The sequence below is a fragment of the Arhodomonas aquaeolei DSM 8974 genome (assembly GCF_000374645.1).
Taxonomy (GTDB): Bacteria; Pseudomonadota; Gammaproteobacteria; order Nitrococcales; family Nitrococcaceae; genus Arhodomonas; species Arhodomonas aquaeolei.
Genome location: NZ_KB894801.1, coordinates 164,310 through 178,754, shown reverse-complemented (window position 1 = coordinate 178,754; position 14,445 = coordinate 164,310). Strand labels below are relative to the sequence as shown.

Genomic DNA, 14,445 nt, shown 5'->3' with positions numbered 1-14,445 from the left:
GCCGGCGATGGCGGAACGTTGCTTCCACTGCGGCGACCCGGTACCGCCCGGGGAACGCCGTGTGGTCCGGGTCGACGGCGAGGACCGCCCGGTCTGCTGTGCCGGCTGCGAGGCCGTCGCCAGCCTGATCGCCGGTAGCGGCCTGAGCGATTTCTACCGCTATCGCACGGCACCGTCCAGCCGACCGGAGCCGGAGGCGGACGAGTGGACCGCCTACGACCGCCAGGCACTGCTCGACGAGGTCAGCCGGTCCGTCGGCGAACACGCCCGTGAGGCGGTGTTCGTGCTGGAGGGGATCACCTGCGCGGCCTGTGCCTGGCTCATCGAGCGGGTGCTGGAACGCGAGCCCGGCGTGGAGACCGTGCAGGTCAATCCCGCCACCGGCCGCCTGCTGCTGGGCTGGGATACCGCGACGACGCCCCTGAGCACGCTGCTGCGGCGGCTCGCCGGTATTGGCTATCGGGCACACCCGCTGGAGGCGGGCGAGGCCGTTCCCGGCATCATCCGCGAGCGCCGGGCGATGTTGCGGCGGCTCGCGGTTGCCGGGCTCGGCATGATGCAGGTCATGATGTACGCGGTGGGCCTGTACGCCGGGGCGATCCACAACGACATGGATCCCCAGATCGCGACCTTTCTGCGCCTCGTCAGCCTCCTCGTGGCGACCCCCGTGGTCATCTACGCCGGCGCGCCGTTCTTCCGCGGTGCCTGGCGCGACGTGCGCAGCGGGCGTCCCGGCATGGACGTGCCGGTGGCGCTGGCCGTGGGCGGCGCCTTCGCCGCCAGCGTGTGGAACACCCTGGTCGCCGGTGGCGAGGTCTACTTCGACTCCGCGACCATGTTCGTGTTCTTCCTCACGGTCGCCCGGGCGCTGGAGATGGTGGCGCGCCACCGGGCCGGCCAGACCACCGAGTCCCTGGCCCAGACCCTGCCGACCACGGCGTTGCGCCTGGCCGGGGAGCGCCCGGAGCGCGTGGCCCTGCGCGAGCTCCAGCCCGGGGACCGAGTCCGGATCCGGCCCGGGGATACCGTCCCCGCGGACGGCACGGTCGTCGCCGGGCGCAGTGCGGTGGACGAGTCCCTCATCACCGGCGAATTCGAGCCGGTGCCGCGGGGCGAGGGCGACGCGGTCCTCGCCGGTAGCGGCAATACCGGCGGCGTGCTCGACATCCGTGTCGAGCGGATCGGGCGCCAAACCCTCGTTTCCGCCATCGTGGGCCTGCTCGAGCGCGCACAGACCCGGCGCCCGAGACTGGCGAGGGTGGCCGACCGGGTCGCGGGGTGGTTCGTCTCGGCCGTGCTGGCCGGCACGGCGGTCATCGCCGGCGTATGGTGGTGGCTGGAGCCGGGCGCGGCCTTTGAGATCACGCTGGCAGTGCTGGTCGCGACCTGTCCCTGCGCGCTGTCGCTGGCGACGCCCACGGCGCTGGTTGCGTCGACCAGCGCGCTCGCGCGGCGAGGACTACTCGTGACCCGCACGGACGCGGTCGAAGGGCTGGCCCGTGCCTCGCGGCTGATCCTCGACAAGACCGGCACGCTGACCACCGGCACCCCGGGTATCCGGCGCATCCGGGTCGCAGGGCGTATCGGCCGGGACGAGGCCTATGCCTTGGCGGCCGCGCTCGAGGCACACTCCGAGCACCCGATCGCCGGGGCGTTCCCGCCCGGCGAACATCTGCCCCGGGCGGGGGAGGTCACGGTAGAGCCGGGCGCAGGGCTTGCGGGCAACGTCGATGGCCGGGCGGTGCGTCTCGGCCGGCCGGGGTGGGCGCTGCCGGAGGGCACGACGGCGCCGGCGGGCGGGATTGTCCTCGCCGACGGCGACGGCTGGCTGGCGACCTTCGAGCTGGCCGACCAGCTCCGCCCCGAGGCGGTCCCCGCTATACAGGCACTGCAGGCACGGGGGCTGACGGTGGAGATCGCCAGCGGCGATGATCCCGCGGCCGTGGCCGAGGTGGCCGCCGCGGTCGGTGTCGGCGACTGGCGGGCGCGCATGCGTCCGGAGGATAAGCTCGCGCGCATGTGCGAGGCCCAGAGCGCGGGGGAACGCGTTGTGATGGTGGGCGACGGCATCAATGACGCCCCGGTCCTTGCCGGGGCGGATGTCTCCGTTGCGATGGGCCGGGGCAGCGCGCTAGCGCGCAACAGCGCGGACATGGTCCTGATGCGGGATGATCTCTCCGCGCTGGTGGAAGCCGCCGACGGCGCCCGACGTGCGGTCCGGATCATCCGGGAGAATCTGATCTGGGCGGCACTGTACAACCTCACCGCGCTCCCGCTGGCGGCGACGGGCATGCTCACGCCGTGGATGGCCGCCGTCGGCATGTCGCTGAGTTCGCTGGTGGTGGTGGGCAACGCCCTGCGCGCGAACCGCTGGCGCGCCCCCCGGTTCGGGCCCGACGGGCATGACCCGGCGGCGATACCCACCGCGACGCCCTGATCGTTTTCCGGAGGCTGCCATGACGATTCTTTACGTCCTCATCCCGCTGGCCCTCATGCTCCTGGTGGTCTTTGTCGGAGCGTTCTTCTGGGCCGTGGGCAACGGTCAGTTCGACGACCTGGACAGCCCGGCCTATCGGATCCTCATGGACGACGAAGGCCCGTCGAAGACACCGCCGGAGGAGGGAGGCGAGGCAACGACCGGTCAGGAGCGTACCAACGCGGATCCGGGGGCAGATGAAGACGCCGACGATGAGGACCGCGGCCAATGATGGGGGACATCACCCTTATCGGGGCGTTGCTCGCCGGCCTGGTGGGCAGCACCCACTGCCTGGGCATGTGCGGCGGCATCGCCTCCGCGCTCGGCATGGGGGTGGCGCCGGAGCGGCGGACACCGTGGCGGCTGTTCGGGTATGCGCTTGCCTACAACGCCGGTCGTGTGACCAGCTATGCCGTGGCCGGTGCCGTTGCCGGCGGTGTTGGCCTGTGGCTGGCGAGCCTGATCAGCCTCGGCGCATGGACCAGCGGCCTGCGAGTCGCGATGGGGCTGGTCATGGCCGCAATCGGCGTTCAGGTCGCCTTCAACTGGCGGCTGCTTGCCCCCCTGGAGCGCAGCGGCATGCGGGTGTGGGCCCGTATCGCGCCGCTGGCCCGCGGGCTCATGCCGGTACGCAGCCCCGGCAAGGCGTTGCTGCTCGGCGGGCTGTGGGGCTGGCTGCCCTGCGGCCTGGTCTACGGCATGCTCGTGGCCGCGGCGCTGGCGGGCGGCGCCGGGGACGGGGCAGCGGTGATGGTGGCCTTCGGTCTGGGAACGATGCCGGCGATGGTCCTGACCGGTACGGCGGCGGCGGTGACGGGCCGCCTGCTCGCCCGGGGGCGGGTGCGGCTCGCGCTCGGCATGACGATCCTGGTGATGGGCGTGTGGACGGCGTCGGTCCCGATCTACTCCGGGCTGAACGCCCTCTACTGCGCCCCGGTGTGATCAGTCGATGACGAGTACGGGCACGTCGAGCTCGTCGAGCAGCCGGTAGCCCTCTGCGGTGGCGAGCGGCTCGCTCGCCCGTGATATCACCAATGCCTGGCCTTCGGCCCGGTGCAGGGCCTCGACCAGCGTGGGCGCGCGGGTATCGGCGATATGCTCGAAGCGGATCGGCGTCCCAACCCGTCGGGACCACTCGCCCGCCAGCCTCTCCAGCTCCGCCGACGGGCCGCTGCCCGGCCGCAACAGGATACAGAGCGGCCGGCTGCGGTCCCGCGCCAGACGAATCGCCGTGTCCAGGGTAGGGCTCGGATCGTCGCCGCCGGGCTGGAGGACCACCACCGGGCGGTCATGGCGCGGGCGTTCCTCACCCACCACCAGCACACTGCAACGGGTGGCACGGGCGAGGCGCGAGGCGACGCTCCCCATCGCCGGGCCGTAGTGCCGGCGCCAGCCGTTGCGGCCCACGACCAGTGTGTCCCGGGGCTCGGCGGCCGTGTCGGCAGCGCGCTCAAGCCGGTCCCGACCGACCTCGAAGCGCCACCGCAGCGCCCGCCGTGTGCCCGCACTGGCCAGTGCCTGCTCCAGGAGGCGGGCCCGTTCCCGCAGCTCGCGCTCGACCAGAGCCGCCTCCAGCGGGCGCGTCTGGCCGGAGGTCATGCTGATCTCGTGGCTGAACGGCAGGCCGGCGGAGCGCAGCAGGTCGGTGTCCTCGACGAACAGACCGACCAGCTCGGCGTGCTGATGCGCGGCGAGGTCGGCCGCGGTCTCCAGCGCAGCCCGGGCGCCGCGGGTATCGTCGAGCAGGACCAGGATACGCGTCACCGCCGGTTCACTCTTCACGGCCGTCTTCCCCGTCACCGACGTTATCGCCATTATCGCTCTTTACAGCGGCGCCGTCGCCGCCACTGCGCCGCTCGGCCAGCTTGGCGAAATGCCGGAGCCGGTCCGCAACTGCACGATTGACGGTGCCGTCCGGGAAGTGGCCGTCAGCATCGACCACACCGGCCTCGGTTCCGGTCAGCAGGGTCAGCGCATCGTCCACGTGGGAAAGGGGCCAGATGTGGAAGCGGCCGGCGGCGACCGCGTCGACGACACGGGGATGGAGCATGAGGTTGGCGATGTTGGCCCGGGGCAGGGCGACGCCCTGTCTGCCGTCCAGGCCGCGCTGGCTGCAGACGTCGAAGAAACCCTCGATCTTCTCGTTGACGCCCCCTACCGCCTGCACCTGACCGTGCTGGTTCACCGAGCCGGTAACGGCGATGCCCTGGGCGAGGCCGTGGCCGGAGAGCACCGAGCAGAGGACGCAGTATTCGGCCACTGAGGCGCTGTCGCCGTCGATGCCGCCGTACGACTGCTCGAAGGCGATGCTCGCCGCCAGCGACAGCGGCGCTTCTCCGGCGAAACGCGAGGCGAGGAGGTTGGAGAGGATCATCATCCCCTTGGAGTGGATATTGCCGCCGAGCTTCGCCTCGCGCTCGATGTCCACCATGTGACCACGCCCGAGCCGGGCGGTGGCGGTGATCCGCGCGGGCCGCCCGAAGGCCTGGCCGCCGAGCTGCATGACCGACAGGCCGTTGACCTGACCCACCGCGGAACCGGCCGTGTCGATGAGCAGTGTCTCGCGCTGGATGGCGCGGTCGATATTCTCGCGCACCCGGGAGGCCCGGTAGACCTGGTGGTCGATGGCCTGCTGGATGTCGTCCGCACGGATATTCCGACTGTCGTCGCGGATCGCCCACTGGTTTGCCTCGACGAGCAGGTCGCCGATCGCGCGGTTGTGGATCGACAGGCGCTCGCTGTCGTCGGCCATCCGGCTGGCGTGTTCGATAACCCGGGCCACGGCCTGGCGGTCCAGAGGGCGGACCTCGCGCTCGCCCGCCAGGGTAGCGACGAGCCTCGCGTAGTCGTGGATGCTCTCGTCGGTGCGTGCGAGGTCCTCCTCGAAATCCGCCTCGATCTTGAACAGCTCGGCGAAGTCCGGATCGTAGGCAGTGAGCAGGTAGTAGAGGCTGCGCTCACCGAGCAGGATCACCTTGACGTCCAGCGGCATCGGTTCGGGCTCCAGCGTGACCGTGCTGATCAGGCTGAAGTACTGCTCCGGCGGCTCCGTATGCACCCGCCGGGAAAACAGTGCCCGTTTGAGGCTTTCCCAGGCCAGCGGCTGGGTCAGGACCTTGCGTGCGTCGAGGATCAGGTAGCCGCCGTTGGCGCGGTGCAGCGCGCCGGCGCGCACGAGGTGGTGGTCGGTGACCAGCGCGCCCTGGTGGACCTGGTGCTCGACGCGGCCGACGAGCCGCTGGTGGCTCGGCATGTCCTCGTAGACAACCCGCGCGCCCTGCTGCTCCGCGTTGTCGACGAGCAGGTTCACCTCATAGCGCCGGAAGAACGCCTGCAGCGACTGGCCCTGTTCACCGCCCTGGCCGATCAGGGCCTCGACGTTGGCGGTGACGTCCTCGCGGATCGCGTCGAGGTGCCCGATCACACCGGGATAGTCCGCCCATTTCCCGTGCAGGTCCTCCAGCAGGTGGCCGACGGCGAATACCGCCATCTCCTCGTGGAGCGAGCGGATCTTCTCCTGGGCCTCCTTGCGCCAGCGCGGCATCTGCTGGATGACGGCCTGGAGCCGTTCCTGGAGCTCGCCCACGGCCTTCTCGATGGCCTCGCGCCGCTCCTCCGGCAGCTCCCGGAAACGCTCCGGATCCATGACCTCGCCATTCTCGTCCTTGGGCGCGAAGGTAAAGCCGTTCTGGGTCTGGAGCAGGGCGATACCCTGCTGGTCCGCCGCCTCCTGGATCTCGCGAAAGGCCTGCTGGTGGCGCTGACCCATCTCCTGCTGCAGCTCGCGCATGCGGCGCTGGAACTCGTCGCTCTCGAACGCGGCCGGCAACGCGGTGCGCAGTTCCTGGACCAGGTCCTCGATGACCTTGCACAGGCGGCGGCCGTCGCCGGGGGGCAGTCGGATCAGACGCGGCCGGTTGCCGGTATTGAAGTCGTGGACGAGGCACCAGTCGGGCGGCGTGGCCTCGCCGGAGGCCCGCTCGTGCAGGAACTGCGAGACGACCTCGTGCTTGCCGACGCCGCCGGGACCGAGTACGAACAGGTTGAAGCCGTTGTTGCGCACGCCGGTGCCGAGCCTGAGCGCCTCGATGGCCCGCTCCTGGCCGATGATGGTGCCTGCGCCCCGGAGCTCGTCGGTGGTGTCGAAATCCAGCGCCGCGGGGTCGCAGCGCTGGTACACCTGGTCGGCGGTGAGTGGAGTTATGGTCATGCGGCGGTTCCCTCGCGTGATGCGATACCGGTAACTGTCGCCACCCTGTCTAGCGCGCCTCCGGACCGGTGTCCAGTCCGGCCCCGGGGCGCTCAGCGATTCATACGGGCGAGGGCGCGCAGCAGGGTGTCATTCTGCTCCGGCGTGCCGACGGTGATACGCAGGCTCTCGCGCAGCCGTGGCTGGTCGAAGTAGCGCACGAAGATCCCCTGGTCGCGCAGATAGCGGTACACGGCCGAGGCACCGCCGGCGAACCCCTCGGGCACCCGTGCCAGGACGAAGTTCGACTCGCTCGCCGCGCAGCTCAGTCCCAGCCCCTCCAGCCGTAAGGCGAGGCGCGCGCGTTCGCCGCGGACCGCCTCCCAGGTGGAGGTGGCATATGCCTGGTCCTCCAGGGCCGCGACCGCGAGGCGCTCCGCCACGGCGTCCACACTGTAGCTGTCCCGGGTCTTGGCGGCGATGGGCTCGATCAGCCCGGGCGCGCCGATCCCGTAGCCGAACCGGATTCCGGCCAGCGAGTAGCCCTTGCTCAGGGTGCGCAGGATCAGGAGGTTATCGTGCCTGCGGGTCAGCGCGATCACGTCGTGCCCGTGCGAGGGATCGACGAAGTCGACGTAGGCCTCATCGATCACCAGCACGCCGGCGAGGCTGCGTGCCAGCGTGGCGATGGCGTCCGGGTCCAGCAGCGTGCCGGACGGGGCATGCGGGTTGACCAGGAAGGTCAGTGGCACGCGCTCGCGGTTCATACGCTCGGCGAAGTCCGGCGTCGGGCGCCAGTCCTCGCCGAGGGCCACGCGGACCACCGGCGAGCCGTGAATCCCCGCAAGCACGGGATACAGGGAGTAGCTCGGCTCGGCGACACCCACCGGGCTGCCCGGATTGACGAACGTCGTGATCGCCAGCCGAAGCAGCTCGTCACCGCCATTGGTCGCGACGATCTGCTCCGGTTCCACGCCGTGCTGTCGTGCGGCAGCACGGCGGAACGCCGCGCTCGTGGGCGAGGGGTAACGCCGCAGTGCGTCCGCCGGCGTTTCCGCGAGTGCGCGCATCACCGCCGGGCTCGGCGGGTAAGGGTTCTCGTTGGTGTTGAGCTTCACCGCGTCGGGGTTCTGCGGCTGTTCCCCCGGCGTGTAGCCCGCCATCCGGCGGATGTTGTCGCGTTCGTAGCTCATCGTCCCTGCACTGTCTGATGGTCAGGTGTTCAGCTTACTAGATCGCCGCACGGCCAGGACAGGGCGGGGGAGCGCCCGCTCAGGGACGCGGTGTCCGCGGTGAGGGCGCGGCGGCACCGCCCCGGGGTCACCTCCATGGCCGGCGCTCCGGTACACTGCATCGGGGGACACGCCCACGACAGCTCCAAGGACATGGGACTGTCGCCTACCGGGGCCGGGCAGGAGGGGATACATCCTGCGCCCTCATGGTGACCGGCCACCATTAATCCGGGGGAACGGCGCCACGAACGGTTGCCGGACACGGGGGAGATGCGGCATGAGCGAGACCATCACGGCGGCCCTGGTGGGAATCGGGGTGCTTGGGGTCCTGGCCCAGTGGCTGGCGTGGCGCATGCAGCTGCCGGCGATCCTCTTCCTGCTCGCGGCCGGACTGCTGGCCGGCCCGGGAGCGCTGGGCTGGATCGATCCCGATGCGCTGTTCGGTGAGCTGCTCTTCCCGATCATCTCCCTGGCGGTGGCCGTGATCCTCTTCGAGGGCGGCCTGACCCTGCGCCGGCACGAGATCCGCGGTCTCGGAGGGCCGGTCAACCGGCTGCTCACGGTCGGGGTGGCGATCACCTGGGCGAGCACGGCACTCGCGGCGTGGTGGCTGACGGCCCTGCCGTGGTCCATGGCGGTGCTCTTCGGGGCCATCACCGTCGTGACCGGGCCGACGGTGATCGTGCCCCTGCTGCGCAGCGTCCGCCCCAGGGAGCGGGTGGGCAACGTGCTGCGCTGGGAGGGGATCGTGATCGATCCCATCGGTGCGCTGATAGCGGTACTCGCCTTCGAGTTCATCCTCGCGAGCGCCGGCGAGCGCAGCCTCGGGGCCACGGTGCTCACCTTCGCGGCGGTCCTCGTGGTCGGCACCGTTGCGGGTGCGCTCGCCGGCCATGCCCTGGGGATCGCGCTTCGCGAGTACTGGCTGCCGGATTATCTCCACAATGTCGGCGTGCTGGTTGCGGTGTTCGCGGTGTACTTCGTCAGCAACCGCATCCACCACGAGGCGGGTCTGCTATCGGTGACGGTGATGGGGATCTGGCTCGCGAACATGCCCCGCGTCCCGCTGGACGATATCCTGAACTTCAAGGAGTCGCTGAGCGTGCTCCTGATCTCGGGCCTGTTCATCCTCCTTGCCGCCCGCCTGGACCCGTCGGCACTGGCGGCCCTTGGCTGGGGCGCGGCGGGCGTCCTGCTGGTAATGCAGCTCATCGGGCGGCCGCTGAACGTGCTCGTGAGCACGGCCGGCACGCCGCTGGACTGGCGGGAGCGGGCGCTGCTCGCGTGGATCGCGCCGCGCGGGATCGTCGCCGCGGCGGTCTCGGCGGTGTTCGCCCTGCGGCTGCAGGCCGCCGGTGTGGCGGGGGCTGAGCTGCTGGTGCCCCTCACCTTCCTGGTGATCGTGTTCACCGTCGTGCTCCAGAGCACGACGGCCCGGCCGCTCGCCGGCTGGCTGGACCTCCGCGAGCCCGCGCCGCGGGGTGTGCTCATCGTTGGCGCGAACCGGGTCGCCCGGATGGTGGCCGCAGGGCTTGCCGCGGCGGATGTGCCCGTGCGCCTGGCGGACGCCAACTGGGACAACGTCCAGGACGCGCGCATGCAGGGGCTCGACGTGTACTATGGCAACCCCACCTCGGAGCACGCGGAACGGCATCTGAGCATGACCGGGATCGGCTTCCTGTTCGGTCTGTCCCCGCGCAGCGATCTCAACACCCTGGCGAGCCTGCACTTTGCCAAGGAGCTGGGGCACCACCGGGTATTCCGCCTGCCGCCGGGGGAGCGCGACGTGCGCCTGCCGGGGCCGCTGCGTCAGCGGCACCGTCACGACAACACGCTGTTCGGCGCGGACGCCACCTACGGGCGCCTGGCCAGCCTGATCGGCCACGGGGCGAGTGTGCACGTGACCGGGCTCACGGAGCAGTTCGACTGGGCGGCGTACCGCGAACACCACGGTGGCGGGGCGACACCCCTGTGCGTCCTGGACCCGGCGGGCACGCTCCACGTGTTCACCGGCGATGACGATCCCGAGCCCCGACCGGAGTGGTCGGTGCTCTCGCTGGTCGAGGACGGCGAGGCATCAGATTGAGCGTGCCGGGAGCACGCGCACGGTGACCTCCTCGCGGTCGTGATAGAGGTGCTTCACCGCGATGTCCCGCTCGCGGCCGGCGCCGCCGCGCAGCGTGGCGAGGGCCTCGGTGACCGCCTGATAGCGGCGTTTCATCGGCAGTTTGAGGTTGAAGATCGCGGCCTGCGCGTCGCCCCGGTCCAGCCACGCCGCCATCAGCGCGGCGACGCGGTGGGGCTGCTCGACGATGTCGCAGACGACCCAGTCCACGGCCCGCTCCGGGCGGTAGCGGAAGCCGTCGGCACGAACGTGCTCGACCATGCCGTCGGCGAGCAGCGACGGCGCCATTGGCCCGTTGTCCACGGCGGTCACGTGCAGCCCGCGGCGGGCGAGCTGCCAGCTCCAGCCGCCGGGGGCGGCACCCAGATCGACGGCGCGCGCGCCGGAGCGCAGCCAGCGGGCCCGCTCATCGTCTCGCATCAGGGACTGGATCGCCTCGTCGAGCTTGAGGGTGGAACGCGACGGCGCGTCCCGGGGCATTCTCAGACGGGGGATACCCAGGGGCCAAGGCGCACTGTCCCCGGGCCGGGAGAGCGCGACGCGGGCGCTCAGGGCCGGGTCCTCGGTGAGGAAGACATGCAGCCGCGGCGCACCCTCGACGCCCGTACGCACCCCCTGTGCCCGCAGCGCACGCTGAAGCGGCCCGCGCAGGCCGCGGCACAGGCGGGAGAGCGCCTTGCCGGCGTTGGTGTCCGGGTATTCCAGCCAGACCTCGCCGACGGCCTGGAGATCCTCAGCCGCCTCGGCGATGGGACCGGCACGGTCGTTCCCGGGCAGGCCGGTTATGGTGGCATGAAGGCGCAGCCACTGCCGCGCGAAGATCAGCCGGCGCCAGTCCAGGGCGGTCCACAGTCGCTCTGCCGCGTCGGCGTCCACGGCGTGAAACAGCACGAAGCCGGTGTCCGGCCGCGCCTCGCAGTAGCCCGGTGCCTCGATCCGGGCGCTCATATCGGTGAGCTCCGCGGCGAGATCGCCCTCGAAACCGGGGCGGACGTAGAGCAGAAAGGTGGTATCCGTCATCGGGTGCAGTGGCTATGCTTCGGCCGGCGAAGGAACTAATCTTCCCAGAGGCGGCGTCCCGCGGCGAGCGTACCGTGTGCCTCAGGGCCGCATGCGAGTCGCGCAGTGTAGCAGCGCTATCTGTGCGGTGAGCAGTGCGGTCCGGCATCCGAATCGCTCGGGAGGGAGACGACCGCCGGAACCACTAGCGACGCCCATGCCGTCAAGGAGGCCTCGATGGGTATCCCCGTGCTGATTGCAATCGCCATCGTGCTCGCGGTGGTGATCTCCGCGTTCCGCGTGTTCAGGGAGTATGAGCGCGGCGTCGTGTTCATGCTCGGCCGTTTCTGGAAGGTCAAGGGCCCCGGTCTGCGGCTCGTCTTCCCGGTCATCCAGCAGGCGGTGAAGGTGGATCTGCGCCTGATCACCATGGACGTACCCAGCCAGGACGTCATCTCCCGGGACAACGTCTCCGTGAAGGTCAACGCCGTACTCTACTTCCGGGTGGTCGACCCGGAGCGTGCGGTGATCTACGTCGAGGACTTCTTCGCCGCGACCAGCCAGCTCGCCCAGACCACGCTGCGCTCGGTACTCGGCCAGCACGAGCTCGACGAGATGCTCGCCGAACGCGAGAAGCTCAACGCGGACATCCAGGAGATCCTCGACGAGCAGACGGACGCCTGGGGCATCAAGGTTGCCAATGTCGAGATCAAGCACGTGGACATCGACGAATCCATGATCCGTGCCATCGCCCGGCAGGCCGAGGCGGAGCGCAACCGGCGAGCGAAGATCATCAACGCCGAGGGCGAGAACCAGGCCGCCGAGCAGCTGGTCGCCGCCGCGGCGCGCATCGCCACCCAGCCGGAGGCCCTGCAGCTGCGCTACCTCCAGACGCTCTCGGACATCTCGGCGCAGAGCCAGAGCACGGTGATCCCGCTCCCCCTGGACGGACTCCGCAGCGTCTTCGGCGGGGTGCCGTTCAAGCCGCCGGGAAACGATAGCGCGTCGTGATGGCACCGGCACCGGCGTCGGACACGGCGGGCGAAGGCGGCGGGGACGCCACACGGATCGAGGCGTTCCTCGACGCCATCTGGATGGAGCGCGGCCTCAGCGATGCCACGCTGGCGGCCTACCGCAGCGATCTGGCGGCGTTCTCCCGCTGGCTGAACGCAAACGGTCGCGGCCTGATCACCGCGGAGGCGCCGGACGTGCTCGGTCTGCTCGGCGAGCGCATGCGCGGCGGGGCAAGACCGCGCAGTGTCGCGAGGCTGCTCTCGAGCCTGCGGCGCTTCTATCGTCACGCCGTGCGCGAGGGGCTGCGCGGCGACGATCCCACCGCCGATGTCTCCCCGCCGAAACGAGGACGGGCGCTGCCGGCGGTGCTTACCGAAGGAGAGGTGGAGGCGCTGATCGCGGCGCCGGACACCGAAACCGCCATCGGCGAGCGGGACCGCACGATGCTCGAGGTGCTCTATGCCACGGGGCTGCGGGTGAGCGAGCTGGTTGGGCTGCCGGTCGCGGCACTCGGGCTTACCGAAGGGGTGGTCCGGGTGACAGGCAAGGGCGGTCGCGAGCGTCTGGTGCCCCTCGGGGACGCGGCCCGGGACTGGCTCGCGCGTTACCTGCGCGGGGCGCGGACGGCGCTGCTCGGCGAACGTGGCTCCCGGCACGCCTTCGTGACCGCCCGCGGTGCGGCGATGACGCGCCAGGCGTTCTGGTACCGGGTGCGCCACTACGCCGTCGAGGCCGGGATCCACGGGCCGCTGTCGCCGCACACCCTGCGCCACTCATTCGCGACCCACCTGGTCAACCACGGCGCCGACCTGCGCGTGGTGCAGATGCTGCTCGGTCACTCCGACCTGTCGACCACGCAGATCTACACCCACGTGGCGCGCCAGCGCCTCCAGGACCTTTACGCCGTGCATCATCCCCGGGCCTGACCGGCGGCGGTGGTAGACTCGGCCCGGACCTCATCGACCCGGATGGCACCATGCCCCGTTCCATCGCACTGATCCTCTGCGGCCTGCTGGCCGTGTCCACGGCCACGGCGGAAACGCCGGAGCAGCAGGTGCGCGACGCCGTGCGGGCGCTGGCGCCGGACGCCACCGTCACCCGGGTCGAGGAGACACCGGTCGACGGCCTCTACGCCGCCGTGCTCGGCGGCCGCGTCGTCTACGTGACCGCCGACGGCGGCTACCTCCTGGACGGGGAGCTCGTGGACGTGAACAGCGGGCATTCGCTCACCGAGGACATCCGCCGGGAGCTGCGTCTGCAGCGGCTCAACGACCTGGGCGAATCGCGCATGATCGTCTACGAGCCCCGGGGAGAGGTGCGTCACGAGGTCACGGTATTCACCGACATCGATTGTCCCTACTGCCGGCGTTTCCACCGCCATATCCGCGACTACCTCGCCCGCGGGATCCGAGTACGCTACGTGTTCATGCCCCGGGCGGGCCGCAATGGTGCGTCCTACGACAAGGCGGTGAGCGTCTGGTGCGCCGACGACCGGCACCGGGCACTGACCCGCGCCAAGCAGGGCAGGCACGTCCCGGAGCGCCAGTGCGACAACCCCGTGGACGCCGACCTGCGCCTGGCGCGGGCCTTCGACGTCCAGGGGACGCCGACGTTCGTGACCGATACCGGGCGGCTGGTCACCGGCTACCGCTCCCCGGACGAGCTTGCGGCCCTGCTGCAGTCCGGCAGCGATGCCCGGTGAGGCGGTCCCGCGGCGGCACGCCGGGCGCCACGGGAGCGGGGCGATCGTCACTCACGGGGCGAGGCGGGGTCACCGGCGGCGAGCAGGTTGCAGAACAGCGTCCCCTGCTCGATGGCGTCGTCCAGCGCCACGTGGGTGTGGGGCAGGTCCGCGAACCAGTGCGCCGGCATGCGCGCGCGAGTGGTGCGCGTGAAGGTCTCGCCGAGCACCGCCATCGCGTAGCTCTTGATGTCGAGCGCGGCGAAACCGAATGGGTTGCTGCCGTGGAAGCGGTGCAGGTAGTGATTGACGAAGGCGAAATCGAAGCTCGCCGGGTAGCCCACGAAAACGGGCCGCCCGGGAAGCGCCTTCAGCCACGCGGCGTAGCCGGGCATCACCGTCTCCGGCGGTTGCGGTTCGGCCCGGCATGCGGCCCAGGCCTCCGGCTGCGTCCGCCACCAGGCCATCGTGTCCGGGTGCTCGACGGCGTCCGCTAGCCGCACGAGGTTCGCCGAGTAGGTCGCCAGGAGCGTCCCGTCCGCGGTGTAGGCGGCGGTACCGAAGGAGAGCATGCTGTGCACCCCCGGAGCGGGGCCGTCGGTCTCGATGTCCGTCGAGCAGTAGATCTCGGTGCGGGCCATGAGCACCTCCGGGACGGTGACATCGAGGGTCGCCGCGGTGTGGACCCTCTGCTATGCTCCGCGGCCATTTTGCCAGCCGGTGCGGGGA

The 14,445-nt window shown here is 70.8% G+C and carries 12 protein-coding genes; 7 read left to right on the top strand and 5 right to left on the bottom strand.

Translation table 11 applies throughout. The annotated features are described in order from the left end of the window. The first annotated feature begins 7 nt into the window (after positions 1 to 7). The 3 genes from C516_RS0103135 to C516_RS0103125 are packed head-to-tail and all read left to right on the top strand — an operon-like array spanning position 8 to position 3,418. Entirely contained in the window at positions 8 to 2,437 is a 2,430-nt protein-coding gene (locus C516_RS0103135) for a heavy metal translocating P-type ATPase (protein WP_084594056.1), read from the top strand. A gap of 19 nt (positions 2,438 to 2,456) precedes the next feature. Then, a complete protein-coding gene (gene ccoS / locus C516_RS0103130) occupies positions 2,457 to 2,708 on the top strand; it encodes a cbb3-type cytochrome oxidase assembly protein CcoS (protein ID WP_018716908.1) in 252 nt (83 codons plus the stop codon). Then, on the top strand, positions 2,705 to 3,418 hold the full coding sequence (locus tag C516_RS0103125) for a sulfite exporter TauE/SafE family protein (protein WP_018716907.1): 714 nt from the start codon (positions 2,705 to 2,707) through the stop codon (positions 3,416 to 3,418). Before ccoS ends, C516_RS0103125 begins: the two co-directional genes overlap by 4 nt. Here C516_RS0103125 and C516_RS20315 read toward each other — a convergent pair whose 3' ends face one another. The 3 genes from C516_RS20315 to hisC all read right to left on the bottom strand — a co-directional run bounded on the left by C516_RS20315 (position 3,419) and on the right by hisC (position 7,858). Then, positions 3,419 to 4,258: a universal stress protein gene (locus tag C516_RS20315; RefSeq protein ID WP_018716906.1), complete on the bottom strand. Its 840-nt coding sequence runs from the start codon at positions 4,256 to 4,258 to the stop codon at positions 3,419 to 3,421. Then, positions 4,248 to 6,686 (bottom strand): Lon protease family protein, encoded by a 2,439-nt coding sequence (locus C516_RS0103115; protein WP_018716905.1) that lies wholly within the window; start codon positions 6,684 to 6,686, stop codon positions 4,248 to 4,250. The genes C516_RS20315 and C516_RS0103115 overlap by 11 nt, the downstream gene beginning before the upstream one ends. A 92-nt stretch (positions 6,687 to 6,778) precedes the next feature. Continuing rightward, on the bottom strand, positions 6,779 to 7,858 hold the full coding sequence (hisC, locus tag C516_RS0103110; RefSeq protein WP_018716904.1) for a histidinol-phosphate transaminase: 1,080 nt from the start codon (positions 7,856 to 7,858) through the stop codon (positions 6,779 to 6,781). A 316-nt stretch (positions 7,859 to 8,174) separates the two neighbouring features. On the opposite strand from hisC, the gene C516_RS0103105 reads away from it, so the two are divergent. Next, positions 8,175 to 9,983: a cation:proton antiporter gene (locus C516_RS0103105; RefSeq protein WP_018716903.1), complete on the top strand. Its 1,809-nt coding sequence runs from the start codon at positions 8,175 to 8,177 to the stop codon at positions 9,981 to 9,983. Here the strand turns inward: C516_RS0103105 and rlmM are convergent. After that, positions 9,975 to 11,042 carry a 23S rRNA (cytidine(2498)-2'-O)-methyltransferase RlmM gene (rlmM, locus tag C516_RS0103100; protein ID WP_018716902.1) on the bottom strand — a complete coding sequence of 356 codons (1,068 nt, stop codon included), beginning with the start codon at positions 11,040 to 11,042 and terminating at the stop codon, positions 9,975 to 9,977. The two genes, C516_RS0103105 and rlmM, sit on opposite strands and share 9 nt — an antisense overlap. 216 nt (positions 11,043 to 11,258) lie before the next feature. On the opposite strand from rlmM, the gene C516_RS0103095 reads away from it, so the two are divergent. The 3 genes from C516_RS0103095 to C516_RS0103085 are packed head-to-tail and all read left to right on the top strand — an operon-like array spanning position 11,259 to position 13,737. Then, a complete protein-coding gene (locus C516_RS0103095) occupies positions 11,259 to 12,032 on the top strand; it encodes a slipin family protein (RefSeq protein WP_018716901.1) in 774 nt (257 codons plus the stop codon). Further along, positions 12,029 to 12,961: a site-specific tyrosine recombinase XerD gene (gene xerD, locus C516_RS0103090; RefSeq protein ID WP_425386804.1), complete on the top strand. Its 933-nt coding sequence runs from the start codon at positions 12,029 to 12,031 to the stop codon at positions 12,959 to 12,961. The genes C516_RS0103095 and xerD overlap by 4 nt, the downstream gene beginning before the upstream one ends. Positions 12,962 to 13,011: 50 nt before the next feature. Further along, positions 13,012 to 13,737: a DsbC family protein gene (locus tag C516_RS0103085; protein WP_018716899.1), complete on the top strand. Its 726-nt coding sequence runs from the start codon at positions 13,012 to 13,014 to the stop codon at positions 13,735 to 13,737. Positions 13,738 to 13,784: 47 nt separating this feature from the next. On the opposite strand, the gene C516_RS0103080 is transcribed toward C516_RS0103085, so the two are convergent. Further along, positions 13,785 to 14,357: a 3'-5' exoribonuclease domain-containing protein gene (locus tag C516_RS0103080; RefSeq protein ID WP_018716898.1), complete on the bottom strand. Its 573-nt coding sequence runs from the start codon at positions 14,355 to 14,357 to the stop codon at positions 13,785 to 13,787. Positions 14,358 to 14,445: the final 88 nt, after the last annotated feature.

What these genes read in the sequence shown, in the direction of transcription:
- C516_RS0103135 (WP_084594056.1), top strand. Translation starts at nt 8, where the DNA reads ATGGCGGAACGTTGCTTCCACTGCGGCGACCCGGTACCGCCCGGGGAA.
- ccoS (WP_018716908.1), top strand. Translation starts at nt 2,457, where the DNA reads ATGACGATTCTTTACGTCCTCATCCCGCTGGCCCTCATGCTCCTGGTG.
- C516_RS0103125 (WP_018716907.1), top strand. Translation starts at nt 2,705, where the DNA reads ATGATGGGGGACATCACCCTTATCGGGGCGTTGCTCGCCGGCCTGGTG.
- C516_RS0103115 (WP_018716905.1), bottom strand. Translation starts at nt 6,686, where the DNA reads ATGACCATAACTCCACTCACCGCCGACCAGGTGTACCAGCGCTGCGAC.
- hisC (WP_018716904.1), bottom strand. Translation starts at nt 7,858, where the DNA reads ATGAGCTACGAACGCGACAACATCCGCCGGATGGCGGGCTACACGCCG.
- C516_RS0103105 (WP_018716903.1), top strand. Translation starts at nt 8,175, where the DNA reads ATGAGCGAGACCATCACGGCGGCCCTGGTGGGAATCGGGGTGCTTGGG.
- rlmM (WP_018716902.1), bottom strand. Translation starts at nt 11,042, where the DNA reads ATGACGGATACCACCTTTCTGCTCTACGTCCGCCCCGGTTTCGAGGGC.
- C516_RS0103095 (WP_018716901.1), top strand. Translation starts at nt 11,259, where the DNA reads ATGGGTATCCCCGTGCTGATTGCAATCGCCATCGTGCTCGCGGTGGTG.
- C516_RS0103085 (WP_018716899.1), top strand. Translation starts at nt 13,012, where the DNA reads ATGCCCCGTTCCATCGCACTGATCCTCTGCGGCCTGCTGGCCGTGTCC.
- C516_RS0103080 (WP_018716898.1), bottom strand. Translation starts at nt 14,357, where the DNA reads ATGGCCCGCACCGAGATCTACTGCTCGACGGACATCGAGACCGACGGC.